This window comes from Petrotoga miotherma DSM 10691, from assembly GCF_002895605.1.
Taxonomy (GTDB): Bacteria; Thermotogota; Thermotogae; order Petrotogales; family Petrotogaceae; genus Petrotoga; species Petrotoga miotherma.
Genome location: NZ_AZRM01000026.1, coordinates 16,874 through 43,208, shown reverse-complemented (window position 1 = coordinate 43,208; position 26,335 = coordinate 16,874). Strand labels below are relative to the sequence as shown.

43 protein-coding genes and 1 other RNA gene are annotated in these 26,335 nt (G+C 36.0%); 39 read left to right on the top strand and 5 right to left on the bottom strand.

Annotation, left to right across the window (positions count from 1 at the left end; translation table 11 throughout):
• The first annotated feature begins 4 nt into the window (after positions 1–4).
• From rpsJ to rplQ, 31 genes are all read left to right on the top strand, one after another.
• Positions 5–316, top strand: a complete 312-nt coding sequence (gene rpsJ, locus X928_RS05480) for a 30S ribosomal protein S10 (protein ID WP_103065581.1) — start codon at positions 5–7, stop codon at positions 314–316.
• Positions 317–375: 59 nt separating this feature from the next.
• Positions 376–1,017, top strand: a complete 642-nt coding sequence (gene rplC / locus X928_RS05475; RefSeq protein WP_103065580.1) for a 50S ribosomal protein L3 — start codon at positions 376–378, stop codon at positions 1,015–1,017.
• A 16-nt stretch (positions 1,018–1,033) separates the two neighbouring features.
• Complete coding sequence (gene rplD, locus X928_RS05470; RefSeq protein ID WP_103065579.1) at positions 1,034–1,699, top strand: 50S ribosomal protein L4; 666 nt, start codon at positions 1,034–1,036, stop codon at positions 1,697–1,699.
• Positions 1,699–1,995, top strand: a complete 297-nt coding sequence (gene rplW, locus X928_RS05465) for a 50S ribosomal protein L23 (protein WP_103076397.1) — start codon at positions 1,699–1,701, stop codon at positions 1,993–1,995. The genes rplD and rplW overlap by 1 nt, the downstream gene beginning before the upstream one ends.
• A gap of 16 nt (positions 1,996–2,011) precedes the next feature.
• A complete protein-coding gene (gene rplB, locus X928_RS05460) occupies positions 2,012–2,836 on the top strand; it encodes a 50S ribosomal protein L2 (RefSeq protein WP_103078837.1) in 825 nt (274 codons plus the stop codon).
• Between the two features lie 33 nt (positions 2,837–2,869).
• Positions 2,870–3,163 carry a 30S ribosomal protein S19 gene (rpsS, locus tag X928_RS05455; protein WP_103076395.1) on the top strand — a complete coding sequence of 98 codons (294 nt, stop codon included), beginning with the start codon at positions 2,870–2,872 and terminating at the stop codon, positions 3,161–3,163.
• A 12-nt stretch (positions 3,164–3,175) separates the two neighbouring features.
• Positions 3,176–3,622 carry a 50S ribosomal protein L22 gene (gene rplV, locus X928_RS05450; RefSeq protein WP_103076394.1) on the top strand — a complete coding sequence of 149 codons (447 nt, stop codon included), beginning with the start codon at positions 3,176–3,178 and terminating at the stop codon, positions 3,620–3,622.
• 15 nt (positions 3,623–3,637) lie between these two features.
• Positions 3,638–4,273 carry a 30S ribosomal protein S3 gene (gene rpsC / locus X928_RS05445; RefSeq protein ID WP_103076393.1) on the top strand — a complete coding sequence of 212 codons (636 nt, stop codon included), beginning with the start codon at positions 3,638–3,640 and terminating at the stop codon, positions 4,271–4,273.
• A gap of 218 nt (positions 4,274–4,491) precedes the next feature.
• Positions 4,492–4,917: a 50S ribosomal protein L16 gene (gene rplP / locus X928_RS05440; protein WP_103076392.1), complete on the top strand. Its 426-nt coding sequence runs from the start codon at positions 4,492–4,494 to the stop codon at positions 4,915–4,917.
• Positions 4,917–5,117, top strand: a complete 201-nt coding sequence (gene rpmC / locus X928_RS05435; protein ID WP_103066435.1) for a 50S ribosomal protein L29 — start codon at positions 4,917–4,919, stop codon at positions 5,115–5,117. Before rplP ends, rpmC begins: the two co-directional genes overlap by 1 nt.
• A gap of 5 nt (positions 5,118–5,122) precedes the next feature.
• Positions 5,123–5,455 (top strand): 30S ribosomal protein S17, encoded by a 333-nt coding sequence (rpsQ, locus tag X928_RS05430; protein ID WP_103076391.1) that lies wholly within the window; start codon positions 5,123–5,125, stop codon positions 5,453–5,455.
• The gene (gene rplN, locus X928_RS05425; protein ID WP_103078836.1) at positions 5,436–5,804 is read left to right on the top strand and encodes a 50S ribosomal protein L14; all 369 of its coding nucleotides are present in this window, start codon (positions 5,436–5,438) and stop codon (positions 5,802–5,804) included. The genes rpsQ and rplN overlap by 20 nt, the downstream gene beginning before the upstream one ends.
• Positions 5,805–5,813: 9 nt before the next feature.
• Positions 5,814–6,134 (top strand): 50S ribosomal protein L24, encoded by a 321-nt coding sequence (gene rplX, locus X928_RS05420; RefSeq protein WP_103076389.1) that lies wholly within the window; start codon positions 5,814–5,816, stop codon positions 6,132–6,134.
• A 68-nt stretch (positions 6,135–6,202) separates the two neighbouring features.
• Positions 6,203–6,760: a 50S ribosomal protein L5 gene (rplE, locus tag X928_RS05415; protein ID WP_103078835.1), complete on the top strand. Its 558-nt coding sequence runs from the start codon at positions 6,203–6,205 to the stop codon at positions 6,758–6,760.
• A 16-nt stretch (positions 6,761–6,776) separates the two neighbouring features.
• A complete protein-coding gene (locus tag X928_RS05410; RefSeq protein WP_103078834.1) occupies positions 6,777–6,962 on the top strand; it encodes a type Z 30S ribosomal protein S14 in 186 nt (61 codons plus the stop codon).
• A gap of 14 nt (positions 6,963–6,976) precedes the next feature.
• Positions 6,977–7,381 (top strand): 30S ribosomal protein S8, encoded by a 405-nt coding sequence (gene rpsH, locus X928_RS05405; RefSeq protein WP_103078833.1) that lies wholly within the window; start codon positions 6,977–6,979, stop codon positions 7,379–7,381.
• A 12-nt stretch (positions 7,382–7,393) separates the two neighbouring features.
• On the top strand, positions 7,394–7,954 hold the full coding sequence (gene rplF / locus X928_RS05400; protein WP_103078832.1) for a 50S ribosomal protein L6: 561 nt from the start codon (positions 7,394–7,396) through the stop codon (positions 7,952–7,954).
• A gap of 30 nt (positions 7,955–7,984) precedes the next feature.
• Complete coding sequence (rplR, locus tag X928_RS05395; RefSeq protein WP_103078831.1) at positions 7,985–8,353, top strand: 50S ribosomal protein L18; 369 nt, start codon at positions 7,985–7,987, stop codon at positions 8,351–8,353.
• A 16-nt stretch (positions 8,354–8,369) separates the two neighbouring features.
• On the top strand, positions 8,370–8,903 hold the full coding sequence (gene rpsE, locus X928_RS05390) for a 30S ribosomal protein S5 (RefSeq protein WP_103078830.1): 534 nt from the start codon (positions 8,370–8,372) through the stop codon (positions 8,901–8,903).
• A 3-nt stretch (positions 8,904–8,906) separates the two neighbouring features.
• Positions 8,907–9,092 carry a 50S ribosomal protein L30 gene (rpmD, locus tag X928_RS05385; protein ID WP_103078829.1) on the top strand — a complete coding sequence of 62 codons (186 nt, stop codon included), beginning with the start codon at positions 8,907–8,909 and terminating at the stop codon, positions 9,090–9,092.
• A gap of 32 nt (positions 9,093–9,124) precedes the next feature.
• Positions 9,125–9,580, top strand: coding sequence for a 50S ribosomal protein L15 (gene rplO, locus X928_RS05380; protein ID WP_103078828.1), 456 nt, complete (start codon positions 9,125–9,127; stop codon positions 9,578–9,580).
• Position 9,581: 1 nt separating this feature from the next.
• A complete protein-coding gene (gene secY, locus X928_RS05375; RefSeq protein ID WP_103078827.1) occupies positions 9,582–10,862 on the top strand; it encodes a preprotein translocase subunit SecY in 1,281 nt (426 codons plus the stop codon).
• Between the two features lie 7 nt (positions 10,863–10,869).
• Positions 10,870–11,514, top strand: coding sequence for an adenylate kinase (locus X928_RS05370; RefSeq protein ID WP_103078826.1), 645 nt, complete (start codon positions 10,870–10,872; stop codon positions 11,512–11,514).
• A complete protein-coding gene (map, locus tag X928_RS05365) occupies positions 11,514–12,266 on the top strand; it encodes a type I methionyl aminopeptidase (RefSeq protein WP_103078825.1) in 753 nt (250 codons plus the stop codon). Before X928_RS05370 ends, map begins: the two co-directional genes overlap by 1 nt.
• Before the next feature lie 536 nt (positions 12,267–12,802).
• A complete protein-coding gene (gene infA, locus X928_RS05360) occupies positions 12,803–13,033 on the top strand; it encodes a translation initiation factor IF-1 (RefSeq protein ID WP_103078824.1) in 231 nt (76 codons plus the stop codon).
• Between the two features lie 48 nt (positions 13,034–13,081).
• Positions 13,082–13,198: a 50S ribosomal protein L36 gene (gene rpmJ / locus X928_RS05355; protein ID WP_103078823.1), complete on the top strand. Its 117-nt coding sequence runs from the start codon at positions 13,082–13,084 to the stop codon at positions 13,196–13,198.
• 38 nt (positions 13,199–13,236) lie between these two features.
• Positions 13,237–13,602: a 30S ribosomal protein S13 gene (gene rpsM / locus X928_RS05350; protein ID WP_103078822.1), complete on the top strand. Its 366-nt coding sequence runs from the start codon at positions 13,237–13,239 to the stop codon at positions 13,600–13,602.
• Positions 13,603–13,883: 281 nt separating this feature from the next.
• Positions 13,884–14,273: a 30S ribosomal protein S11 gene (rpsK, locus tag X928_RS05345; protein ID WP_103076376.1), complete on the top strand. Its 390-nt coding sequence runs from the start codon at positions 13,884–13,886 to the stop codon at positions 14,271–14,273.
• A gap of 19 nt (positions 14,274–14,292) precedes the next feature.
• On the top strand, positions 14,293–14,928 hold the full coding sequence (rpsD, locus tag X928_RS05340; protein ID WP_103078821.1) for a 30S ribosomal protein S4: 636 nt from the start codon (positions 14,293–14,295) through the stop codon (positions 14,926–14,928).
• Between the two features lie 95 nt (positions 14,929–15,023).
• Positions 15,024–16,088 (top strand): DNA-directed RNA polymerase subunit alpha, encoded by a 1,065-nt coding sequence (locus X928_RS05335; RefSeq protein WP_103076433.1) that lies wholly within the window; start codon positions 15,024–15,026, stop codon positions 16,086–16,088.
• Positions 16,078–16,464, top strand: coding sequence for a 50S ribosomal protein L17 (gene rplQ / locus X928_RS05330; protein ID WP_012208588.1), 387 nt, complete (start codon positions 16,078–16,080; stop codon positions 16,462–16,464). Before X928_RS05335 ends, rplQ begins: the two co-directional genes overlap by 11 nt.
• A 38-nt stretch (positions 16,465–16,502) precedes the next feature.
• Here rplQ and rnpB read toward each other — a convergent pair.
• The 5 genes from rnpB to X928_RS05305 form a co-directional block, all read right to left on the bottom strand.
• Positions 16,503–16,832, bottom strand: an RNA gene (gene rnpB / locus X928_RS05325) — RNase P RNA component class A.
• On the bottom strand, positions 16,831–17,757 hold the full coding sequence (mnmL, locus tag X928_RS05320; RefSeq protein ID WP_169926313.1) for a tRNA modification radical SAM protein MnmL/YtqA: 927 nt from the start codon (positions 17,755–17,757) through the stop codon (positions 16,831–16,833). Before mnmL ends, rnpB begins: the two co-directional genes overlap by 2 nt.
• The gene (locus X928_RS05315) at positions 17,751–18,242 is read right to left on the bottom strand and encodes a hypothetical protein (protein WP_103078820.1); all 492 of its coding nucleotides are present in this window, start codon (positions 18,240–18,242) and stop codon (positions 17,751–17,753) included. Before X928_RS05315 ends, mnmL begins: the two co-directional genes overlap by 7 nt.
• A complete protein-coding gene (locus X928_RS05310) occupies positions 18,151–19,479 on the bottom strand; it encodes an amidohydrolase (protein WP_103076372.1) in 1,329 nt (442 codons plus the stop codon). Before X928_RS05310 ends, X928_RS05315 begins: the two co-directional genes overlap by 92 nt.
• 206 nt (positions 19,480–19,685) lie before the next feature.
• Entirely contained in the window at positions 19,686–20,834 is a 1,149-nt protein-coding gene (locus tag X928_RS05305; RefSeq protein WP_012208584.1) for an RNA-guided endonuclease TnpB family protein, read from the bottom strand.
• A gap of 396 nt (positions 20,835–21,230) precedes the next feature.
• Here X928_RS05305 and X928_RS10255 point away from each other — a divergent pair, with 396 nt between their 5' ends.
• The 8 genes from X928_RS10255 (at position 21,231) to atpA (ending at position 26,324) form a co-directional block, all read left to right on the top strand.
• Positions 21,231–21,602, top strand: coding sequence for a protease complex subunit PrcB family protein (locus X928_RS10255; protein ID WP_103076371.1), 372 nt, complete (start codon positions 21,231–21,233; stop codon positions 21,600–21,602).
• A 362-nt stretch (positions 21,603–21,964) separates the two neighbouring features.
• Entirely contained in the window at positions 21,965–22,243 is a 279-nt protein-coding gene (locus tag X928_RS05295) for an AtpZ/AtpI family protein (protein WP_103076370.1), read from the top strand.
• On the top strand, positions 22,215–22,517 hold the full coding sequence (locus tag X928_RS05290; protein WP_103076369.1) for a hypothetical protein: 303 nt from the start codon (positions 22,215–22,217) through the stop codon (positions 22,515–22,517). The genes X928_RS05295 and X928_RS05290 overlap by 29 nt, the downstream gene beginning before the upstream one ends.
• Positions 22,518–22,547: 30 nt before the next feature.
• Positions 22,548–23,366 (top strand): F0F1 ATP synthase subunit A, encoded by an 819-nt coding sequence (atpB, locus tag X928_RS05285; protein ID WP_103076368.1) that lies wholly within the window; start codon positions 22,548–22,550, stop codon positions 23,364–23,366.
• Positions 23,367–23,415: 49 nt separating this feature from the next.
• Entirely contained in the window at positions 23,416–23,706 is a 291-nt protein-coding gene (locus X928_RS05280; protein WP_211286452.1) for a F0F1 ATP synthase subunit C, read from the top strand.
• Positions 23,707–23,756: 50 nt separating this feature from the next.
• The gene (atpF, locus tag X928_RS05275; RefSeq protein ID WP_103076367.1) at positions 23,757–24,248 is read left to right on the top strand and encodes a F0F1 ATP synthase subunit B; all 492 of its coding nucleotides are present in this window, start codon (positions 23,757–23,759) and stop codon (positions 24,246–24,248) included.
• Positions 24,248–24,820 (top strand): ATP synthase F1 subunit delta, encoded by a 573-nt coding sequence (gene atpH / locus X928_RS05270; protein WP_103078819.1) that lies wholly within the window; start codon positions 24,248–24,250, stop codon positions 24,818–24,820. The genes atpF and atpH overlap by 1 nt, the downstream gene beginning before the upstream one ends.
• Positions 24,810–26,324, top strand: coding sequence for a F0F1 ATP synthase subunit alpha (atpA, locus tag X928_RS05265; RefSeq protein WP_103078818.1), 1,515 nt, complete (start codon positions 24,810–24,812; stop codon positions 26,322–26,324). Before atpH ends, atpA begins: the two co-directional genes overlap by 11 nt.
• Positions 26,325–26,335: the final 11 nt, after the last annotated feature.

The following is a 26,335-nucleotide window of genomic DNA, read 5'->3' as shown; positions in this document are numbered from 1 at the left end:
AAATATGGCCAATAATAAGTACATAAAAATTAGATTGAAAGGATACGACCATAGATTACTAGATGAATCATCAAAAAAAATTATTGATGCCGTAAAAGATACCGAAGCTAAAGTTTCTGGTCCTATTCCATTACCAAATAAGAGAACTGTATATTCGGTAATAAGATCCCCACACAAATATTCATATTCAATGGAACAATTTGAAAAAGTTGTTCATAAAAGAGTTATATATATCTACAATGCTTCATCAGATACGGTTACTAAACTGTTGAAAGTCAATATTCCAGCAGGAGTATCTGTAGACATAAAGGCTTAATGCCATTGTAAATCTAAAAAAATTAAGACGGATATCATTCGGGCTCTGGAGGTGTGAAAATGAAGAGTATTTTAGGTAAAAAAGTTGCAATGACACGAATTTTTAAAGACGATAAAGCCATCCCGGTGACAGTTATCAAAGCTGGACCATGTGTGGTAGTTCAAAAGAAAACCGTAGAAACAGATGGATATAACGCTATACAGATAGGTTTTGAAGAGATACCGGAAAGAAAAGCAAACAAACCATTGATGGGTCACTTCAAAAAGGCACAAGTGCAACCCATGAGATATTTAAGGGAATTTAGAGTAGACAATGTCGATGATTACGAAATCGGTCAAAAAATTGATGTATCAATTTTTTCTGAAGGAGAAAAGATTGATTTAATAGGTAAATCAAAAGGCCGAGGATACTCAGGAGTTATGAAAAGATGGAACTTTTCAGGGGGAGAGAAAACTCACGGTTCAAAATTTCATAGAGATCTAGGATCAACAGGAAATGCATCCTATCCTTCTAAGGTATTCAAAGGGAAAAAAATGGCTGGTCAATACGGAAATGAAAGGGTAACCATTCAAAACTCAGAGGTAGTTTACATTGATGTACAAAACAATCTAATAGCGGTCAAAGGTGGAGTCCCAGGAGCGAGGGGCGGATTAGTAACAATAAGAGAAGCCGTTAAGGCTAAACGCCCAAAAATGAAGTAAGGAGGTCAATTAAAAAATGTCACAGATAGATGTATACAACATTAAAAATGAAAAAGTGGGAACGTTAGATATTAAAGATGAAATTTTTAATATCGACCCAAATATGGATGTACTATATAGATACGTGGATATGCAATTAACCAACAAAAGGGCAGGTACAGCTTCGACAAAAACTAGAAGTGAAGTCAGGGGAGGAGGCCGAAAACCGTGGCCTCAAAAGCATTTAGGTAGAGCAAGAGCCGGATCAATTAGATCTCCTATTTTCCGACACGGTGGAGTAGCTTTTGGACCAAAACCTAGGGAATTTCACAAAGATCTCAACAAAAAAATGAAAAGATTAGCATTAAAATCTGCATTGAGTGTCAGGTATAGAGAAAATAACTTAATTGTTTTGGATGATGTTAAATTTGAAAAACCTAGAACAAAAGATGTAAAAAATATTTTGACCCAATTTGGTATGGATGGTACAAAGGTCTTATTTTTATTTCCTTATAAGCAAGAACAATACGAAAACTTCAAATTGTCTGCAAGAAATTTACCAAAGGTGAAAGTAATTATTGCTGATAATCCTGGACAAAATAAAAAAAATGTGGATGGTTTGAATGTATTTGATTTAATAAACAATGAGAAAATTGTACTTACCAAAGAAATGGTGAATAAAATCGAGGAGGTGATCGGCTGATGGAGCTTCAAAAAGCGTACGATATTATTACTAGGCCGATCTTAACAGAAAAAACTTATTCTCTCATGCAAGAACGAAAATATACATTTGAAGTTGCGAAAGATGCTACCAAACCAGAAATAAAGGAAGCCATCGAAACAATATTTAAAGTCAAAGTAGAAAAGGTATACGTAATGAATATGAAACCAAAACCAAAAAGATTGGGAAGAAGTGAAGGATATACAAGAGGATGGAAAAAAGCTATAGTAAAATTAGGAGAAGGTTACGTAATAAGAGAATTACAAGGTAGTTTGTAGGAGAGGTGAATAAATAATGGCGTTAAAACAATACAAACCCGTGACACCGTCGCGAAGGTATATGTCAACTTCTGATTATTCAGAATTATCAAAAGTCAAACCTGAAAAAAGTTTGTTGGAACCTTTGAAAAAAACTGGTGGAAGGAACCATTACGGTCGAGTTACAATGAGACATCGTGGTGGAGGACATAAAAGAAAATACAGGGTAATCGACTTTAAAAGGAATAAAGCAAATATTCCTGCAAAAGTTGCCTCAATAGAATACGACCCCAACAGAAGTGCAAGGATAGCTCTATTAATATACGCCGATGGTGAAAAAAGGTATATATTATCTCCTAAGGGATTAAAGGTTGGAGAAACTGTAATAAGTGGGGCAAGTGCTGAAATCAAAGTTGGTAATTCCTTACCTTTGGAGAATATTCCTTTGGGTACGCTTGTGCACAACATAGAATTTGAACCAGGCAGAGGTGGAAAAATAGCAAAATCTGCAGGGACTTATGCTCAGTTAATGGCGAAAGAAGGTAAATATGCTCTTTTAAAAATGCCTTCTGGAGAATTGAGAAGGGTTCGCTTGAGTTGCATGGCTACCATCGGTGTCGTTAGCAACGAAGAGCATTCCAATGAGGTTTATGGTAAAGCAGGAAAAACCAGATGGTTAGGAAGAAAACCTAAGGTAAGAGGTATGGTACAAAATCCAGTAGACCATCCAATGGGTGGTGGAGAAGGTAGGAGCAAAGGTCACATTCCTAAATCCCCATGGGGGACTCCTGCTAAAGGATATAAAACAAGAAGAGGAAAAAAACAATCCGATAAATTTATTGTAAGAAGAAGAGGAAAGTAGGCACTAAACAGAAAGAGCAAGGAGGTGCAGTAGGTGGGAAGATCTTTAAAGAAAGGTCCATATGTTCATCCGAGTCTTATTAAAAAAATTAGAGAGATGAACGAAAAGGGTGAAAAAAAAGTCATTAAAACTTGGTCAAGAGCTTCAATGATCCTTCCAGAAATGGTTGGGCACACAATAGCAGTTCATAACGGAATGAAACACATACCGGTTTATATAACTGAACAAATGATCGGTCATAGATTAGGTGAATTTTCTCCAACCAGAAGGTTTGGAGGGCATCCGGACAAAAAAGCGGTTAAAGGAAAGTTAGAAAAGCAAGGTTGAGGAGGGTAGTTTATGGCTACTAATAATGTTTCCAGAGTTCAAGAAGATGGTAGAAAAGTAAAAAGGTCTGTTTATCATAGATTGAGAAAAGAAAAAGAAGCTGCTGAACCAATTGTTGAAGCTAGGGCAGTTACAAAGTATGTAAGAATATCACCAAAAAAAGTTAGATCCATGGCCAACTCAATAAGAAATAAAGATATAAGTGAAGCACTTCAAATACTCACTTTCAGTCCAAAAAAATCAGCACGTATACTATACAAAACTTTGATGTCCGCGATAGCCAACGCCGAGAATAATTTTGGGTTGAACGCTGAAAATCTTTATGTTTCTGAAATAATGGTGAATGAAGGCCCTAGACTAAAAAGACTATGGCCAAGGTCTCATGGAAGAGCAGATATTCTTCAAAAAAGAATGAGCCATATTTATATAACCGTGAGAGACAAAAGTGCCGATAAATAAAGTGAGGTGAATTAAGTGGGATCAAAAGTGCATCCAAACGGCTTCAGGCTTGGAAACAATAAAAATTGGAAATCTGTATGGTTTAACGAAAAGAATTATTCTGATTATTTACATGAAGATGAAAAGATAAGAAATTATCTAAAATCAAATTACGAAGCTGCCGGAATTTCAGATATATTAATTGAAAGACCCAGCGATTCGTTAATAAGAATAGATATCTATGGTGCAAGACTAGGGATTTTGATCGGACGAAAAGGTTCAGAGATAAAAAAAATTAGAGATGATTTGAAAAACATAGTGGGCGATAAAAATGTTAAGGTCTACGCTCAAGAAGTAAAAAATCCTTACGTTGATGCTCAACTCATAGCTGAAGATGTATCGGGTCAACTTCAAAGAAGGGTTTCGCACAAAGTTGCCATGAAAAGAGCTATAAGCAACGCCATGAGAAGAGGCGCTAAAGGCGTGAAAATTATGGTTTCTGGCAGGCTTGGTGGTGCTGAAATAGCAAGAACAGAATGGTATATGGAAGGAAGATTACCTCTTCAAACCTTAAGATCAAACATAGATTACGCTATCGTTCATTCTCAAACTAAATACGGCACCATAGGAATAAAGGTATGGGTCTATCATGGAGATACGATAATTCAATAATGTTTCCAAATGGATGGGCTACCAGATGAAGAGGCAAAGTCTTCTGCTCATCCTAAAAGGTAAGGAGCGGAGTGAAGATATCTTTCCCCATCCTTATGGATGGAGCTACGAAATGAAGGGACAAAATATTGTGTTCTTCCTTAGGGTGGGGAGCGGGGCAAAGGGGCGCTAAAGCATGCTAAAGATCGTAGAAATGGTAAAAAAGGAGGAAATCCTAAATGTTAATGCCTAAAAGAGTGAAATACAGAAAACAACAACGCGGAACAGTCAAAGGAATGACAAAAGGTGCTAGTTTGGTACATTTTGGTGACTGGGGATTAAAAGCGATGGAAAGTTCATGGATAACCGCTCAACAGATAGAAGCATGTAGGTTATCTATGGTTAGAACCTTAAAAAGAACAGGAAATATTTGGATTAACGTTTTTCCAGATAAACCAGTAACTTCCAAAGGTATTGGAACAAGGCAAGGAAAAGGTAAAGGTGATGTAGAAGGTTGGGTAGCGGTTGTAAAGAAGGGAAGGGTAATGTTTGAGATAGGTGGAGTCGATGAAGCAACTGCCAAAAGGGCCTTAGAGTATGCCGCCTCCAAGCTACCGATAAGGACTAAGATAGTTCAAAGATATGAAATAGGAGGGGAGCTCTGATGAGAATAACTGAGATGAGAGAATTAACAGACGAAGAGCTCAATGAAGAATTAAACAATTTAAAGGAAAAATTATTTCAATTGAGGTTTCAACTTGAACTTGGACAACTAAAAAATTCTTCAAGTATCAAGCAAGTAAAGAAAGATATAGCTCGAATAAAGACCATCCTCAAAGAAAGGGAACTCGGAATAAGGAGGTAAATTTCATGTCTAAAAAGATAATAACGGGAAAAGTTGTCAGCAATGCGATGGACAAAACGATAACGGTAGAAACAGACAGACTTACCAAACATCCCAAATACCACAAATTTGTTAAAAAAACCAGAAGATACCATGCACATGACGAAAATAACGAATGTGAGATCGGTGATATTGTTGAAATAGAAGAATCTAGAAAGCTTTCCAAAACAAAGGCTTTTGTTTTAAAAAGAATTGTGAGAAAAAATATTTTATCGGAAGAAGTTGAAACACCCGAGTCAGTTGAAGAAGAAGTACAAGAAGCCTTTGGAGGTGAGGTTGATGGTACAACTAGAGAGTAAAGTTAGAGTCGCTGATAACTCTGGAGCAAAAGTTTTAAGAGTTATTAAAGTACTCGGAGGATTTCATAAATCAAAAGGAACCGTTGGAGACACCGTTGTTTGCTCCGTTAGGGAAGCCATACCTCACACAGATTTGAAAAAAGGTCAAGTAGTTCAAGCTGTAATTGTCAGAACAAAAAAAGAGATAAAAAGAAAAGATGGATCTTATATTCGATTCGATGACAATGCTGCTGTGCTGGTGGATAAAAATAAGTTGCCTTTAGGTACCAGGGTTTTTGGCCCGGTAGCCAGAGAAGTGCGGGAAAAAGGCTATGCGAAAATAGCATCGTTAGCAAAAGAAGTTTGGTGAGGTGAAAATATGTATAAAATAAAAAGAGATGACACTGTAATAGTAATTTCTGGAAAAGATAAAGGAAAAAGAAGCAAAGTTTTAAGGGTTATACCAAAGGATAAAAAAGTTATTGTAGATAATGTAAACGTCGTCAAGAAACATCAAAGGCCCACTCAAAAGATGAGGGAAGGGGGAATTATCGAGCAACCCAGTCCTATTGATATTTCAAACGTTATGTTAGTTTGTCCAAATTGTGATCAAAAAACAAGAGTGGGATTTAAATTTCTTGAAGATGGAAGTAAAGTAAGATATTGCAAAAAATGTGGTGAAATAGTAGAGAAGTCTTAATTCATTCAAATTTTGAAAACTTGTAAAAATCAAGTAGGTAAGGTAAGAAGCAAAAAGGAGGACTATCAATGGAGAAAGTTCAGTATATACCTCTGAAAGACAGGTACAAAGAAGTAGTAATTCCCTCTATGATGAAAGAATTTAACTACAAAAACGAATTACAAGTCCCAAAACTTGTGAAGATAGTTGTTAATATGGGAGTTGGAGAAGGCTCTAGGAACAGAGCTGTTGTTGAAAAACATGCTCAAGAGTTAACAAAGATAGTCGGGCAAAAAGCCTTAATAACCAGGGCAAAGAAAAGTGTTGCCAATTTTAAGGTTAGAGAAGGGATGCCAATAGGGGTAAAAGTAACTTTGAGAGGATGGAAAATGTATAATTTCTTGTATAAATTAAACCATGTTGTATTACCAAAATTGAGGGACTTTAGAGGATTGCCATCTGATTCTTTTGATGGGAGAGGCAATTATACCTTTGGAATTCCTGAACAACTAATTTTCCCAGAAATTAAGCCTGATGACATAAATAGAGTTCAAGGAATGGATATAACAATCGTTACCACAGCTAAAACTGATGAGGAAGCAAGGAAACTGTTAGAATATTTTGGTTTCCCATTACAAAAATCATGAATGGAGGTTGTAATTAATGGCGAGAAAGGCGCTTATAGAAAAATCCAAAAGAACCCAAAAGTATAAAACAAGAGAGTACTCACGATGCAAAGTTTGTGGCAGATCAAGAGCTGTTTATAGAGAATTCGGTTTATGCAGAATATGTTTCAGAGAAAAGGCTCTAGAAGGTAAACTTCCTGGAGTTAAGAAGGCTAGCTGGTAAGGAGGGAAAAACGAATGTGGAGCGATCCGGTAGCTGATATGCTAACCAGAATAAGGAATGCCAATTCGGTGTTCAAGGAAAGTGTTGAAATACCTGCTTCAAACTTAAAAAGAGACATTTTAGAAATAATGAAAAAAGAAGGATTTATCAATGATTATAAATTCATAGACGATGGTAAACAAGGAATACTCAAAGTCTATTTAAAGTACAAAGGTACCAGAAGGGATAAAAAACCTATAATGGAAGGAATCATAAAGGTTTCAAAAAGCGGAAGAAGAGTATATGTTAATACCCGTAACATACCAAAAGTAAAAGGTGGATTAGGTATAGCTATACTCTCAACGTCCTTAGGAGTAATGACCGATAAAGAAGCTAGAGAGAAAAAAGTTGGTGGAGAAGTAATCTGTTATGTATGGTGAGGAGGTGCCTAGATGCCACAATCGAGAATAGCTGATAAACCAACAATTATTCCTGATGGTTTAGAATTATTAGTGGATGGACAAACAATAAAAATCAAAGGTAAAAAAGGTGAATTAAGTCTAAATTTACCCGAATATTTGGAAGTTTACACAGATAACAACGAATTAATGATTAAATCAAAAGAAGGCGTAGTTAAAAGAGGTTCTGACGAGAAGCGATTAAAAGCGCTCAGAGGTACGTTCACCTCTCACGTGAGAAACATGATTAAAGGTGTAACTGAAGGATACCAAAAAGAATTGGAGATTACTGGTATTGGATACAGGGCGCAACTTCAAGGTAAAAATTTAGTCTTGAATATTGGTTATTCAAACCCAGTAGAATTTCCAGTTCCTGAAGGAATAACAATAGAGGTTCCACAACCTACAAGAGTAGTTGTTAAAGGTATAGATAAATACAAAGTCGGAGAAGTCGCTGCAAGAATAAGAAGCTTGAGAAAAGTTAACGTATACAGTGGTAAAGGTATAAAATACGTTGGAGAAAGTGTTTTAAGAAAAGAAGGAAAGAAAGTTTAAAACATTTCCGCAAAGGAGGTCCCTTTTAAATTGATAAAACAATTAGACAAAAAAGCCCTTAGACGAAAAAGGCATTTAAGAGTAAGAAAAAAAGTAAGAGGAACACGAGAAAAACCAAGACTAACAGTTTTTAAAAGTCAAAAGCATATATACGCTCAAATTATAGACGATACCAAAGGTGTCACATTGGTGTCCGCTTCGACAACCCAAAAACAATTGAAAGAAAAATTAGAAAAAACATGGGATGAAAACGCCGCAAAAGAAGTAGGGAAACTTATAGCTGAAAAAGCCAAAGAAAAAGGTATAACAGAAATAGTTTTTGATAGAAGCGGTTACAAATACCACGGAAAAGTAAAAGCTCTTGCTGAAGCAGCAAGAGAAACGGGCTTAAAGTTTTAGGAGGTGTTGGTAATTTATGCCGAACGATCAGAAAGTAAAAGCTACTGATGCTGCAAATGAATTAGAAGAACGAGTAATCGAAATTCGAAGAGTTAGCAAAGTAACTAAAGGTGGAAAAACCATTTCGTTTCGTGCGGTTTCTGTAGTAGGTAATCGAAATGGTAAAGTAGGATTAGGAATTGGGAATGCCAGGGAAGTCCCACAAGCCATCAGAAAATCAATTGAAAATGCAAAGAACAATTTAATAGAAGTTCCCGTTAGAAATGGAACCATTCCTTATGAAACAATCGGAAAACAAGATGCTTCTACCGTATTACTGTTCCCAGCAGGTCCAGGTACTGGCGTTATAGCCAGTTCAGCTGTAAGAGCTGTTGTTGAATTAGCAGGAATAGATAATATTCTCAGTAAATCTATTAGTTCAACAAACGTATTAAATTTAGCTAAAGCCACTTACAATGGATTAAAAAAGCTGAGATCTCCTCAAGAAATTGCAAAGTTAAGAGATCTAACTGTGAAACAAGTATTTTTTGGTGCACACGAGGGGGTATGAGCGATGTCAAGCCTAAAAATAAAGTTAGTAAGAGGAAGAGCGGGGAAGAACAAAAGACAATTAGCTACTCTCGATGCTTTAGATTTAACTAGAAAAGATAAAGTAGTAATAAAACCTGACAATCCGCAAATTAGAGGAATGATAAAGACCGTACATCACTTAGTTGAGTGGGAAGAAATCGATTCTTAATAAAACAAACCGTAAATAAGGAGGCTATATACATGCCACTTAAAATAGAAGATCTAAAACCTACACCAGGATCAAGGAAACCCAAAAAAAGGTTAGGAAGAGGAATAGGCTCAGGATTAGGAAAAACATCTGGAAAAGGGCACAAAGGTCAAAAGGCTAGAGGAAGAGGTAAAATAAGCAAAATCTTTGAAGGTGGACAAACAAACATTATTAGAAGAACTCCAAAATTTGGATTCTCTAATAAACCATTCAAAAAAGTATATTCTGTTGTAAACGTAGAAACATTAGAAAAGTATTTCTCAGAAAATGAAGAAGTCACTCCAGATATACTTCTAGAAAAGAAAGTAATAAAAAAATTGAACGATGGAGTAAAAATATTAGGAAAAGGAGAAATATCAAAACCTCTTGTTGTCAAAGCTAACCTTTTCTCTCAAACTGCTAGAGAGAAAATTGAAGCTGTTGGCGGGAAAATAGAGGTGATTGAATAACATGTTCAAAGCCTTTAGGAACGTTTTTAGAATTCCTGAATTAAGGGATAGAGTTATATTCACCTTTTTAGCGTTGATAGGGTTTAGGATAGGTATTTACATCCCCATACCGGGAATAAATGTTGAGGCGTGGCAAGCTGCTTTAAGTGGAGCTTCTCAAGGAGCGGCTGGAGGATTCATCGGTTTTTTTGACGTTTTTGCTGGGGGAGCATTAAGCAATTTATCCATATTTGTTCTCTCAGTAACACCCTATATTACAGCTTCGATCATTTTTCAACTTCTCTCTTCTATAATACCTAGTTTAAAAGAGATGTTGAGAGAAGGTGAAAGTGGGAGAAAAAAATTCGCTCATTATACTAGGATGTTAACCTTAGTATTAGCTTTCGGACAAGGTTTACTAATGTCCATAGCTGCCAACAATTACAGATCCCCCAACCTATCACCAGTTCTCTTTGTAACTTTAGCAACCGTTTCTATAGCAGCAGGAACGATGTTTTTACTATGGATAGGTGAATTAATCACCGAAAAAGGAATAGGAAACGGAGTATCTGTTTTAATATTTGCTGGTATAGTATCTAGGTATCCTACATATGCAGCAGAAGCTCTCATAGGTTTAACTCCATTAGAATGGATACTGTTAGCGGCTGTTGCTATATTTATAGTAATAGCTGTGGTAGCGGTTCAAACCTCTGAAAGAAGGATTAATATACAATATGCAAAAAGAGTAATCGGAACAAAAATTTATGGAGGTTCCTCGACATATTTACCTATTAAGGTAAATGGTGGAGGGGTAATTCCAATAATCTTTGCCTCCGCTATTATGACTCTACCCAGTACGATCGCTGGGGTAACAAACACTACCGTAGACGATAGACTATTTGCCATAGGTGCTCCGCTTTACCTTGTGTTGTATGGTTTGTTGGTTTTCTTCTTTACATACTTCTACAGTTCTGTTGTTATGGATCCAAACGACGTAGCAGATAATATTCGAAATTATGGCGGGTTCATACCAGGTTTAAGACCAGGAAAACCGACTGTTAATTACATCACTTCAGTTATGACGAGGGTAACATTCATAGGAGCGATCTTTTTGGTAGTAATCGCTTTGGTCCCCTACTTTATCAGAGGTGCTTCAGGGATGCAGCAAATTTGGATAGGTGGTACCAGTACCCTAATAGCAGTGGGAGTTGCTTTAGACATAGTTCAACAGATGGAGCAACACATGATAGTTAGACAGTATGAAGGCTTTATGAAAAAAGGAAGGCTACGAGGAAGGAGATGAATTTTCGTTGAGACTTTTATTTTTCGGACCCCCTGGTGCAGGTAAAGGGACTCAAGCCAAAAAGGTAGCCAAGGAGTTTGATGTTGTACACATATCCACCGGAGATATTTTAAGAGATGCTGTTAGCAAAGGTACAGAATTAGGTAAAAAGGCTAAAGCAATTATGGATCGTGGAGAATTAGTTTCAGATGAAATAATGAACAGTTTGGTAAAAGAAAAACTGGAAGAATTAGATTCTTTTATACTTGACGGTTATCCTAGAACTTTAGACCAAGCAAAATTTTTAGATCAGGCAACAAAAGAGTTGAAAAAAGAAATAGATGCGGCAGTACTAATCGATGTTTCTGAAGAGGAAATAGTAAAAAGGATAAGTAATAGAAGAGTTTGCCCAAACTGTGGAAAAGTATATAATTTAATCACACTTAAACCAAAAGAAGACGAAAAATGTGATGTATGTGGTACAAAATTAATTCAAAGAGACGACGACAAAGAAGATGTAGTCAGAGAAAGATACAAAGTATATAAGAAAAATACCGAGCCCGTAATAGAATATTATAGAAAAAATAACAAAATAATTACAATAGACGGTGCTCAAGATGTTGAAGACGTTACAAAAGAATTGTTTAATATACTAAGGAGTTTTAACAAATAATGATAATAATTAAGACTGATCAAGAAATAGAAATGATGAGACGGGCTGGAAAAAAGCTTGCCCGTCTTCTTGACGCTTTACTTCCGGAAATAGTGAAAGAAGGCGTTAACGGAGAAGATATTGAAAAATATGTTTTAGCATACATGGAAAAGGAAGATGCTATACCCACTTTCAAAGGTTATAGTGGTTACAAATATGCCATCAACTTTTCTGTAAATGAAGAAGTTGTTCATGGATTTCCATTGAGAAGTAAAGTTTTAAAAAATGGTGATGTTGTATCCGTAGATTGTGGTTTAACTTACAAAGGATACATAGCAGATTCTGCCAGGACCTACATAATAGGACAAGTTTCTGAAAGGGAAAAAGAATTGGTTGAAGCGACCAAAGAATCTTTGTATATGGGTATAAAAAAAGCTGTAGTTGGTAATACAATTGGTGATATTGGTTACGAAGTTCAAACTTATATTGAAAGTAAAGGTTTTTCTGTAATAAGGGAATACGTAGGTCACGGCGTAGGAAGGAAATTACATGAAGATCCTCAAATTCCAAATTATGGAAGACAAGATAGAGGCCCAAAAATAAGAAAAAACATGACAATTGCTATAGAACCAATGGTATCTATGGGAAGTTACGAAGTGGATATTTTAGAAGATGGTTGGACAGCGGTAACCAGAGATAGATCGAAAGCAGCGCATTTTGAACATACAATTGCCGTGACAGAAAATGGCCCAGAAATACTAACGCAACTATAATTTAAGGGTTTATTTTTAGGGTCACGGGGGAACCCTCCTCCATCCCTTTTTCCTTATGGGCGGACAGCGATGTGGAAATGGATAAAAATTCTTTTATCCTTATGAGTAAGTTGAGGGGTTTAAGGGACCGCAGGTCCTTTCCTAAGAAGGGTGGGGTGCGGGGCGAAGGGGCGCAAATAAGGACTAAGCGCAGCTTACATAAAAAGTTCTAAAAATCATTTTCCAAAATTAAGTATCTGGTTTTAAAAGGGTCACAGGGCGGAGCACTGTTTGCTGTAGTATGCAAACTATGTTTTTAAGTTGATTTTGATTTTGAACTTGGGATCTTAAAGGGTTTACCCTTTTGCAGCCTTGTGCAAAAAACTTTTTTTAAACAAACACAGATTTTGGGGTTTTTAAGGGGCAAGCCCCTTAACGTATGGGTCTAAGGGACCGCAGGTCCCTCTTCCACAGGGGGGGCAGCGGGGGAAGGGCGCTAAATCGTATTTTAGAGTTACTAATGACAGAAAAAAATCCCTGAAAAAGGAGGGATTGTATTGGCTAAAAAAGACGTCGTTGTTATGCAAGGATACATCATTGAAGCTTTACCTAATGCAAATTTTAAAGTTAAATTAGATAATGGGCATGAAATATTAGCCCATATTTCTGGGCGAATGAGAAAAAATTTTATCAAAATACTTCCAGGAGACCGAGTCACTGTGGAAGTCTCCGTTTACGATTTAAACAAAGGAAGAATAGTGAAAAGGGAAAAAGGCAACAAAAATTAAAAAATAGATCAATACAGAGAATGAGAATCAAGAAGGAGGAAATAAATTATGAAGGTGAAGGCTTCTGTAAAAAAACGATGTGAGCACTGTAAAATAGTAAAAAGAGGCGGAAAAGTTTGGGTTGTATGTTCAAAAAATCCAAAACACAAGCAAAGACAAGGATAATAAGATAATAAGAATTTCTTTAAGAGGAGGATAAAAGGATGGCGCGTATTTTAGGTGTTGAAGTACCAGATAATAAAGCGTTATTTGTAGGATTAACATATATTTATGGAATAGGTAGAAAAACAGCACTTGATATATTAAATAACTTAGAAATAGACCCTAACAAAAGAGCAAAAGAACTAACCGACGATGAAATTTCAAAGCTAACTCACCACATAAACGAAAATTATAAAGTTGAAGGTGAACTAAGGCAAGAGGTTAATAAAAATATCAGACGTTTGATAGACATTGGTAGTTACAGGGGGAAAAGACATAAAGCGGGGTTACCTGTAAGAGGTCAGAAAACCCACTCCAACGCAAGAACCAGAAAGGGACCAAGACTAACCAAGATCAAAAAAAGATAAAGCTAACTGAGCTTCTCATCATCCTTAAGGCTAAGTTGTGGGGTTTAAGGGATCGCAGACCCTTTCCATAGAAGGGTGGGGAGTTAAAAAGTCTTTTATCCTTATAAGTTGTGGGTTTTAAGGGACCGCATGTCCCTCTTCCACATGGGTGGGAAGCTATGTAAATGGATAAAAATTACTTTAACCTTATGGGTGGGGAGCGGGGCGAAGGGGCGCTAACACAAGTTTTAGCGTTTCTAAAGAGAGTAATAAATCAAATTTTTAAGGAGGCTTTTAAATAAATGGCAAAAAAAGGAGTAAAGCAAAGAACCAAAAAAAAGAAAGCTGCTCCCGAAAAAGCAGCTGTGCACATTCATTCAACCTTCAACAACACAATCGTTACATTAACAGATACTGAAGGTAGGCCAATAATATGGTCTAGTGGCGGAAATGTTGGATTTAAAGGAGCCAAAAAAGGGACTCCATTCTCAGCTCAAATGGCCTCAGATAAAGTTGCAAAAGAAGCTCTAAATCTGGGGGTAAAAAGGGTCGATGTATATGTTAAAGGGCCAGGTTCTGGAAGAGAATCCGCTATTAGGGCTTTACAGGCTGCAGGTCTAAATGTAGAAAGTATAAAAGATGTCACCCCTATACCTCACAACGGTTGTAGGCCAAAAAAGAAAAGATTCTAATTAAGGAGGGAAAGAATTAATGGCGAGGTACATAGGACCACTCGAAAAATTATCTCGACGCGAAGGAATAAACCTTTATTTAAAAGGGAAAAGAAGCTACACTGAGAAATCAGCCCTTAGAAAAAGAAATTACATTCCGGGACAACACGGAAGACAAAAACAAAAATTGACTCAATACGCTATGCAATTAAGATCAAAACAAGCCTTAAAAAGAATGTACGGCTTAATGGAGAAACAATTCAGAAATACTTTTGAAGAAGCGGAAAGATCCCCAAGCGGAGAAACTGGAGAAGTTTTGATGCAACTCTTAGAAAGAAGGTTAGATTCTGTAGTTTATCAAATGGGTTTCGCACCAAACAGAAGAACGGCAAGGCAAATAGTAACTCATGGACATATATTAGTTAACGGAAAGAAAGTAAATATTCCATCTTACAGAGTTAAAGTAGGGGATGTAATAGAAGTTAAGGAAAAAAGTCGCAACATACAACAAGTACGAGAAGGATTAGAATTAGTGCAAGAAGGATATAGAAATATTCCCAATTGGGTAAACGTGGAATTTGAAAATTATAGGGGAACTTTCGAAAGACTACCAAATATTGATGAAATGGATGTTCCTGTACCTTTGATTAACATCATAGAGCTTTACTCTAAGTAAAAAGTATTATTTATTTGAAACACAAAATATCACCTCGCTCATAAGGGGCAGGAAAGGAGGTGTGCTCTGATTCCCCAATAAGGATCAGAGAAAATATGGAGATATTAATAAAACCTGAAAAATTTAGGATAGTTGAAAAGGAAGAGCAAGATGAATATAACTACTCAAAATACGAATTGTTTCCTCTGGAAAAAGGATATGCTATAACTTTAGGTAATGCTTTAAGAAGGGTGTTGTTATCGTCCATTCCATCTTTGGCTATAACCGGGTTACGTATCCCAGGAAAATTACATGAATATGACACAATAGAGGGTATAAAAGAAGACATCATTGAAATAACTTTAAACTTAAAAAAGGTTCAATTAAAGGTTGACGACATTGAAAGTCTCAACGAGATAGATTACCCAATTTTATTAAGCTTGAGGAAGAAATACAAAGCAGGTCAAGTCATAAAAAGTGGCGACATAAAAACTCCGGCAGGAGTAGAAATAGCCAACCCAAATTTTGTTATAGCCCATGTAAATAAAGATATGGAAGTAGACTTTGAATTGTACGCTCAAGCAGGGAAAGGTTTCATTCCTGCCCAAGAATTGACATTTCAAAGTGATATTGAATACATATTCATAGATGGGGTGTTCAGTCCCGTTCTTAAAGTTAACTATTTAACCGAAAATATCCGTGTGGGAAGAAGAACTGACTACGATAAGCTAATACTTGAAATTTGGACGAAAAAAAACATAACACCCACCGAAGCTTTGAAAGAAGCAACAAAAATTTTAATGGAACATTTTGATTTCATTTCCAAACTTTGGGAAAAAGAAGGAGAAGAGGGCGCTATAGAACAAATGGAAGTTTCAGTTGAAAGAGAGGAAGAAGAAGAGGAAGAAGCGGAAGAAAATATTTTTGGGTTGCCAAAAGATTTAGTGGAAACTCAGATTGATTCTTTGGATTTAACGAAAAGAGCTAAAAACTGTTTAAAAAGAGAAAAAATAGACACCATTGGAGAACTATTAAAAAGAAGACCTGCTGACCTTCTTAAAATCAAAAACTTTGGAAGAAAATCTTTAGACGAGATAAAAAAAGAGCTAAGTGAGAAATTTGATATAGATTACGAAAAATTACACCAAGAAGAAAGGGGGAACACCTTCGATGAGGCATAGAGTCAAAACTAAAAAATTAAATAGATATGCTTCCCATAGAAAAGCGTTGTTGAACAATTTGGCTAGAAGTGTATTTGAATCTGAAAGTATAATCACTACTACCGCAAAAGCAAAAGCCGTAAGGCCCCTTGTTGAAAGAATAATCACCAAAGCCAAGGAAGCTAATTCGACTGATCTCCCAGAAAGGAGAGTAGCTTTAAACAGGGATATAAACAAACACTTCAACGACAGAAAACTAGTCTACAAAATAGTACATGAGATCGCACCCCGATACGAAAATAGAAACGGTGGTTACACAAGAATATTAAAAATCGGTTATAGAAAAGGTGACGCTTCAGAATTATCTATACTCCAATTACTTCCGAAAGAAGAATAACTTAAACAATGACGCCCAGAACGGGCGTCATTGTTTAATATATCAGTAGGACTATAAGCCGGATTCTGTCAAGTTGACCATTAATCTACGCGGTCTACCCAGAAGGCGGACACTCAAGTCTCTCGGCGGGCCACCTCTGGCCTTCTTGCTTGACCTTGCTCAAGATAGAGGTTACCAAGCTGCCAGATCGCTCTGACACTGGTGAGCTCTTACCTCACCGTTCCACCCTTGCCTTTCGGCGGTCTTCTTTTCTATGGCCCTATTCAGGGATCACTCCCTCTGGTTGTTAACCAGTATCTTGCCCTTAGAGTCCGGACTTTCCTCAAAATAGGCCAAGTATGCCTACTCGCGATCAACCGTCCTACTTCAATTATTCAAATAATTAAAATATTTACCTTGATAGGAACCCCTCTCTCTCATCGTATTTTCAATTAAGTTTAAAATCTTTATTTTAGAAATCCCCCAATTGCCATGTAACGTTCCAATTTTTGGAGGATCGGCAACTAACCTATGGATCACGATCTTTGGATCCAAGTATTCCAAGAAAGTAATTGCCCTTTCTACAAAATCATCCAACGTCAAAGGTACAAATTCTCCACTTTTATACAAATCCGCAAGTTTTGTATTCTCAACGATATACAAAGAATGCAATTTTACTCCGTCAACCTTCAACGCTGAACTAACCTTAGCCATCTCTTTCACATCTTCTAATGTATCACAAGGAAAATCTATTATATAATGCAGGATAACCTCAAATCCCGCTTTTTTTAACCTATTTACAGAATCTATAACTTCTGCTAAAGAATGCCCTCTGTTCATATACTTTAACGTATTGGGGTTAATACTCTCAACACCGAGCTCAACGTAAACATCAACTTTATCTTTAAAAGTATTTAAAAGCGTTATTACCTCATCCGGGACACAATCCGGGCGGGTCGATACATCCAAACCTACTATTCTATCGTCTATTAAACTACTTTCATACTTTTCTTTCAATTCATCAACAGGGGCATAAGTATTGGTGTTTGCTTGAAAATAAGCCAGGAATTTATTAGCTTTTTTCTCGTATCTATTAATCATTTCCTTAACCTGTTCTTCAATACTTACCTTAGGCTTAAAAGCTGCAAAACCGCTACCTGTTAAATCGCAATAAATGCAACCACCCTTACCTCTTTCACCTGTTTTATTTGGACAAGTGAATCCAGCGTTGATTGGTAACCGTTGCACCCTTTCACCGTATCTATTCTTAAAATACTCACTCAACCTATTATACAAATCCAACAAAATCACCATCTATTCAATTGAAGTTTCAGGTCGTTTATCACGCTTCTTTTTGGTCCATAAATAACAAAAAATAAGTTGTTTACTCCCCTATACCATGCACTAATTTGCATCTTCATATATTCATCGTTGTACTCGCCATATATAAAAGGAATAGCCGAAAAACTAGCGGCTAAGCCATCAGAATAATCACTCACAAAGGTATACCAAAAATTCAACAAAGTAAATGGATTCTTGAAATGAACGACGTGAACTTCGTACAAACCGCCATTCTTTTTGAAGTTCATCTCCAAATGTTCGCCAGTGTCTGGGACCGTTGTGTTTATTATAGTCCCGTTTCTAGTGACTATCCTACTTATCTCCTCATAGCCTGTAGGAGAAAACTCTATGTAATCATCGATGGGTTTAGATATCCCTATCGTCGTTATAGCTATCAGAATGATCGCTATTATTGTACTTATCTTCGATTCTTTGGTAAAATTTATGGAATTTCTCATATATTTGCTCCTTTTCTTCTTTTAAAGTTAAAAATTCTCCATCGTAGTACAAGAATTTGCCTGCTACCATCGTTGCAAAAACGTTCTTAGGATTTGCAGAATAAACTATATGAGACTTTAACCTTGACAAATCATTAGGGAAAAACTCAAAAGAATCCATATCTAAAACAATCAAATCTGCTTTGAACTCAGGTTCTAACCTTCCAATGTTTGTTTCTAAGGCAAAACCTCCGTTTTCCCAGCTCATCCTTAAAATCTGTTCGACTGAAAATCTATCGGGACCGTACTTGAATTTCTGCAATATACCTCCAAACTTCATCTCGTTGAAAAAATTCAAAGAGTTGTTGCTTGCACAACCATCCGTACCAAAAGTTATGTTTATATTTTTATCGAACATATCCACTATGGGGGCTATCCCATTGCCCAACTTCATATTACTAATCGGGTTATAAGCCACATTCACTTCTTTCCTTGAAAGAACCTCTATATCTTTTTCATCCACATGGACACAGTGTGCCGCTATCGTAGGAAGATCGAACAAACCCGTATTTTCAACATCTAAAAGATTGTACTGATTTCTTTCATTTGCTGATTCTAACAAATGAATCTGAATGTGAGTGTTGTACTTTTTCGCGATCTCAGCTACTTCTTGCAATTTATCCATTGGAACGGTGTAAGGGGCATGAGGCCCAAAGCCTATATAAATTCTATTGTCTAAGCCATTGTATTTTTCATACGTTTCGATATTTTCTTTTATCCTTCTATTCCAACCCTCATCTGTATCAAAAGAGAGCCCTCTTGATATGTATGCCCTAATTCCTAAATCGTATGAAGCTTTAGCTATCTCATCAGTAAACATATACATATCAACAAAAGTTGTTATTCCGTTGGAAATCATTTCTAACATAGAAACTAAGGCACCGTAGTAAGCCATTTCACTTTCCAAAAAATCCTCTCTTGGCAGCATCTCTTTGAACAACCAATCGTTAAGCGATAAATCATCGGCTATACCTCTAAAATAAGACATTACTGAATGGCTATGGGTGTTAATAAATCCAGGGACGATCAGCTTACCAGTTAGATCGTACTCGTCCACATCTCCCAAATCCATCTCGGTTGAATCACCTGGTGCAAGTAAATCTTCGATCTCATCACCGTCTATTAATATATCAAATTTTTCTACATCATCATCAGCACTTATCAAAACATACGCATTCTTCAAAAGCTTTTTAGACATATCTACAACTCCTTTGGTTGTTTTCAATGAATATTATACTGTGAACTACCATTGAGCTAAAGATTCAATAGCTTCCTAATTCATCAACCATTGCGGAAAAACACCCTAGAAGGGATCTAAGGATGCCCGTCTTACACAGTCTCCAAAGGCTTTACTTCCCCCAGTTCCTGGGGTAGAGTCAGTTTATACAGTGACTAACTGTTTCCTTATGTGCCATAAGGCTGTGTGGAAAATGCCTGTTTTAATCCAAACTGCCTAATATTAACGGCAGCATTTACATCTCTATCATGTTTAGTTCCACATTCAGGACATACCCATTCCCTATCAGAGAGTTTTAAACCTTCGTTCTTATACCCACATACACTACAAACCTTAGACGAAGGTTCGAACATTCCTATCTCGATTACCTTTTTACCTAATCTCTCTGCTTTGTATTTTAGAAATGTTTTGAATTGGTACCATCCTGAATCTGAAATACTTTTAGCTAAGTGATGATTCTTTAACATGCCTCTTATATTGAGAGTTTCCACAACGAAGACATCAGCTTGGTTCTCACTGATTTCTTTCGTTAGTTTATGTAGAAAATCCTCTCGGGTATTTTTTATTTTCTCATGTATTCTAGCAACTTCTAATTTTGCCTTGTCCCAATTCTTAGAACCTTGTTCTTTGCTTGAAAACTTTTTATATGCGTGTTTTAATTTCCTTTCGTACTTAGACAAAACTTTAGGAGCTGGATACTTTGTTCCATCGGATAATACAACAGAATCTTTCAATCCCATATCCATACCAATTGAGTTCTCGTAGTCTATATCTCTATCGGGGAAAGAACCTTCAACTTCGAATGTTATAGATACAAAGTACTTACCTGTTGTAGTTTTAATGAAAGTACAATTTTTTATCTTTGCATTTGGATCGATTTTTCTATGTACTCTTACTTTGATACCTTCTTTAAACTTTGGTACGAAAAGAGTACCATATTTATCATTACCCTCATTTTCATACAGTTGTATATGTTGTGGAACTCTAAACGATTGCCTACTTGATTTCTTTTTAAATTTAGGGTGCTTAGCTTGTTTCTTGAAGAAACGTTTATACCCAGTCTCTAAATCTTTTATGGACTGTTGCAAAGATTGAGAGTTGACATCGTTTAGCCATTGATACTTCTCAGTTTTTTTAAGAACCGTAAGTACTTTAGCCCACATATAATAGTTAGTTGATGTTTTGGTATTCTTGTATGCATTACTGGAGAATTCTAGAAAAAGATTGTATACAAATCGAGTATGTCCAAAATGCTGATTAAGTTTCTCTATTTGTTCGTTTGATGGATATATACGAAACTTGTATGTTTTTAACATATTCAATCACCTTAATTCGAAAACTCTATGATATAATACAATTGTACCATACATACATATAATTAACAACATTTTTTTGATTCAAGCTCGTAAGGATTAATATTTTGAAAAGGACAATGGTGGAATTCATCCATTAAGCTAAAGACTCAATGGTTTTCTTCCACGAATTTTATAAAATATCGTTTATGAGTTGATTTTTAAAAGAAAAAAGTATAAAACCAAGTAAAACGAATAATTCAAGCTTCATTAAAAATTACAATAAAAAAACAATGAAAATGTAAAACTTTCGTGTTGGATTGTAGGTGATATAATGATATTATTAAAGAAAAAAGCCTATTTTTCTCCTAAATTAGCTGTACTAGATTTTGTAAGTTTTAAGAAAATAAATATTAAAAGATTGAGGTCAGTTTTAAAGATAATATAGATAACGTCGAAATTGGGGAGAGGCAATATTATGAAAAAGTTTTATTATGTAGTGTTAATATTCCTTTTGTTGTTTGTATTAGTGCAGGTGAAAGAAAAACTGGAGGGTACGATCTTTCTTTGAATAATATCAGTATAAACAAAGATAACTTTCAAATTTTTATAGATTTGTTTTTAAAGGTACCAGCTAAAGGGGAGATGGTCACACAAGCGTTTACGTATCCTTCAATAGCGGTAGAAATTAACGAAGTTTTGGATGTAGGTGAGTGGGAAGTGATTGTAACCGTCGACCAGAAGAATGGCGAACCATTGTTGCTGAGAAAGAGTTTTACATTTTCTAATTAATATTTTTAAGCAAATATCTAGCTTTATATTTTCAAAAATTGGGAGACGCCCTAATTGGTCGTCTCCTATCAATAATTTTTCATTGTCTTTATAAAAGTCGTTATAGCGCCCTTCCCCCGCTCCCCACCCATAAGGAAAAAGGAGTTTGCTTTACCCCGCAGCCCACCCATAAGGAAAAAGGAGTTGGTTTTGCTCCACTACCCGCTCCATAGGGAAAAAGGAGTTGGCTTCGCCCCGCTGCCCGCCCATAAGGAAAAAGGAATTGGTTTCGACCCGTGCCGCCCAAGCTATTTTAAAAATAATTGAAATTTTGGCAAATAAATAGTATAATTGTTTGTGGTTGTTTTTTTGGAGGTTTTATTTTGAAAAAGCACGATCTACGTTCACTTGGTTATTTGAACATGATCATTTATTTTGCTGTAATAGTTCTGTCAAATATATTTGTTGGTCTTTTGATAGGATATTTAATATACAGGTTTACCGACCAGCAGATATGGATGGTTTTGTTGATGTTTTTAGGGATAATTTCTGGATTATATTCGGGTATAAGGGAGCTTTTGAAAGAGGTAGAGAAACATGAAAGAGCTGAAAAAAAAGCTGAAAGAGATAGAAATGAAAACAATAGCGATAGTTCTGATTGAGACCTTAGTTCTTTCTTTATTCTTTTCTTTAGAAGCTCTTTGGGTTTTATGGGGAGGAATTGGTGCAGTTATAGGTTTTTATTCACTTGCAGAAGAGATTAAAAAAATGACGGTTGGTTCAAAGACAAGAAAGATCTTACCTGGTTTTTTTATGAGATACCTTTTGTATGGTGTGATATTGGGAATCGCTGCCTTTAATTCAGCATATGCCCTTTTGTTGGCTTTTTTAGGTTTAATAAATTTGAAAATAGTTCCATTTTTATCCTATAAATAAGTATGTTAAGTAGTTGGAGGAGGTGTTCTTTTGACGAACGATAGATTAAAGAAATTTACCATCTTTCTTTTTGTAGCTTATGTAGTTTTGGGATTAATTAACTTTTTTGTTTTCGATATGAGTTTAGAGGGTGTTGGAGATAGATGGATTGTTTATTTTGGTGATGGCGGGTTCTTTGGTCAATTGAACCCAATGACGTTGATAATGTCTTTTGCTGTTATGTTTCTGTTGATTTTAGTTGCCAGGAACATACATTTTGAGAGGATCCCTGGAAGGTTCCAGGCTGCTGTAGAAACTTTTTTTGATTATTTTTGGGAAATGGTGGAAGATTCCGTTCCAAATCCTAAGTATAGGAAACAAACTTTTGTAATAGCTATGAGTTTTTTCCTGTATATAGGTGTTTCAAATGTACTTGGTGGGATGCCTGGAATAAACGTTGTACCAGTTGAAAATGGATTGAATGTTCAGTTATTCACGGATACCTGGTACACACCTACCTCCGATTTAAATGTGAATCTAACGTATGCCTTGATGGTTTTAGTTGTCAGCCACTTTTTTGCGGCAAGGGCTAAAGGTGTACTCAAATGGCTTAAATCTTTTTTTGAACCAAATCCATTGTTGTTTCCTATCAACATAATCAGTGAATTGGCTAAACCAATCTCCCATTCTCTAAGGTTATTTGGTAACGTCATGGGTGGGGGAATATTAGTGTTGATTATTAGTTACATGTTGAAATATTTCGTTTTACCTGTGTTCTTATGGGGCTTTTTTGGTTGGTTTATTGGGCTCATTCAGGCCTTTGTTTTTTCTTTGTTAACTATTGCGTATATTGGTTCTTTATTGGAATAAAAGCAAAACTTATCAAATCAGAAAAAACTAGTTTAAGGAGGAGAAAAAGATGGATTTATCTACTATGCTTCAAAATTTAATTACTGAAGGTGGTTCCATTGGATGGGGCTTATATTATTTAGGAAAGTTATTGGGAGCAGGAGTTGCAATGGGAATAGGAGCTATAGGTCCTGGTGTTGGAGAAGGTAACGTTGGTGCACACGCAATGGATGCTATGGCAAGGCAACCAGAGATGAGCGGAAATTTAACAACGAGGATGTTATTGGCAATGGCGGTTACAGAGTCAACCGGTCTTTATTCTTTGGTTGTTGCCTTGATCTTGTTGTTTGTTCTTCCATGAGTGTTTATTTTGTTGAGTTTTATTAGTTTTTCCCCCAAAGAGGTGATTGTATGATATCTTTTAACTTAACTTCCATAGTCAATTTAGTAGGTTTTTTGGCTTTCATGTTTCTTATGTACAAGTTGTTGTACAAACCGTATTTTGATATCACAGATAAAAGAAAGAAAGAAGTAGAGAAGAATTTGAACGAGGCTGAAAAATTAAGATTAGAAGCCCAATCAAAGAAAGAAGAGTTGGATAAGCAACTAGCTGAAGTGGATGATAAAAGACGTGAAATTTTAACTGAAGCTGATGAACAAGCTAAATCTATAATCAAGGCTGCTCAACAAGAGGCTCAAGAGCAGAGGAAATTTATTTTAGAAAAGGCAGAAAAAGAGGCTGAAGAGATTAAAGAAAGTGCAGCAAGAGAACTGCAATCGAGAATAGTTTCTCTAGCTGTTACCATTTCCTCTATGATATTAAAGGAGCAGATCGATAAAAAGAAGAATGAAGAGTTGATAAGAAGGGCTATAAACAATCTGAAAGACAAAGGTGAATTATAATGAAAGCTTCTTATTTTTTGGCTTCAAAGTATGCCCAAGCCATTTTGGGTACTTTAGAAGAAAAGGGTGAAATTTCAAGATTAGATGAATACGTAGAAGCGTTTCAAAGGTTAAAAAAAGCTCTTGAAAGCAGTGAAACTCTTAGGGATATGGCTTATAGTCCGTTGATTCCTCCAAAATATATAGTTACAAAATTGAAAGATGTCTCAGAATTTGATGATACTATTTTTGTTCAATTTTTAGAAGTTTTAGTGGATAAAGGGCGTCAAAATTTAATTCCTTTTATGTCTCATATTTTGTATCAAGAGAGTTTAGAAAGAGAAAAAGTTGTGGAAGTGAGACTTGTACTTCCCAATAAAGTAACTAATACAATTATAAATCAGATTAAACAAGCTATTCATAATAAAACAGGAAGAAAAATAAAGTTAATAACACAATTCAACGAAGATCTTATAGGTGGATTACAGTTATACATTGGAGATAAATTTTTTGATTACTCCGTAAAAGGATTTTTAGAGGACATTCAATCTGCCTATGCCCTAAGTGGTGGAGGTGAAATATTTGAGAGTTAATCCAGATGAATTGACAAAAGTAATAGAAGAGCGTATTAAAAGTTATGAAAGTGGAGAGATAAAAGAAATAGGATGGGTAATGCAGGTAAGCGATGGAATCGTTAGGGCTTACGGTTTGAAGGATGTTATGACCAACGAATTGGTTGAAATAGAAACATCTGAAGGTGAAAAGATCTACGGTATAGCTATGAATTTAGAAGAAGATAACGTTGGTATAATAACCTTGGGAGATTACAAAGGAATAAAAGAAGGGGACAAATTAGTTAGAACCAACAGAATAATAGAAGTACCCGTTGGGGAAAATATGCTAGGTAGAGTGGTTAATCCTTTAGGTATCCCATTGGATGGAAAGGGTGAAATAAATACCGATGAGTTTTATCCTATCGAAAGGAAGGCAATGGGTGTTGTAACAAGAAAACCTGTTGATACGCCTCTTCAAACTGGGTTGAAAGTGTTGGATGCCTTGATTCCTATAGGAAGAGGTCAAAGAGAGCTTATAATCGGAGATAGACAAACGGGTAAAACCGCCATAGCTACTGATACAATTATAAATCAAAAAGGGAAAAACGCTTTTTGTATTTACGTTTCAATTGGACAAAAGTCCTCGGCTTTGGCGAGAACGATCGATAATTTAGAAAAGTACGGTGCAATGGACTTCACTGTAGTGGTGGCCGCAGATGCTTCAGATCCTGCCTCTTTACAGTATATAGCTCCTTACGCTGGTGCAGCAATTGGAGAATATTTTATGTTTAACGGTAAGGATGCGTTGGTAATATACGACGATTTAACCAAACACGCCGCTGCTTACAGAGAAATATCGCTTTTACTTAGAAGGCCGCCTGGAAGGGAAGCTTATCCCGGAGATATTTTTTATTTGCATTCAAGATTGTTGGAAAGGGCGTCTAGATTGAACGAAAATTATGGAAACGGTTCTTTGACAGCTTTGCCAATAATCGAGACGCAGGCGAACGATATTTCTGCATATATTCCAACCAACGTTATTTCAATAACGGATGGTCAGATCTATTTAGAAACAGGGTTGTTTAACGCAGGGATAAGACCTGCTGTTAACATAGGATTATCTGTTTCAAGGGTCGGTGGAGATGCTCAGACCAAGGCGATGAAAAAGGTAGCTGGATCTTTAAAATTAGATTTAGCACAGTACAGGGAGTTAGAATCTTTCACTCAGTTTGCTGCGGATCTTGATGAGGCAACTAAGAAACAGCTAACAAAAGGAGAAAAACTCACTGAATTGATGAAGCAACCACAATATTCACCTATGGAGATAGAAGAACAAGTTGCTGTTATTTACGCTGCCAATGAAGGCTATTTGGATCAGATCCCTACCGATAGAATAGGTGATTTTGAAAGACAATTTTTAGCCTATCTTAAAGAAAATTATAGGGATACTTTAAATAAGATAAGAGAGAGCAAAGACATTACAGATGAGATAAAGAAAGAACTGAATGAAGCAATCTCAAAATTTTTGGATGTATTTAAATGAGTGTGGTGATT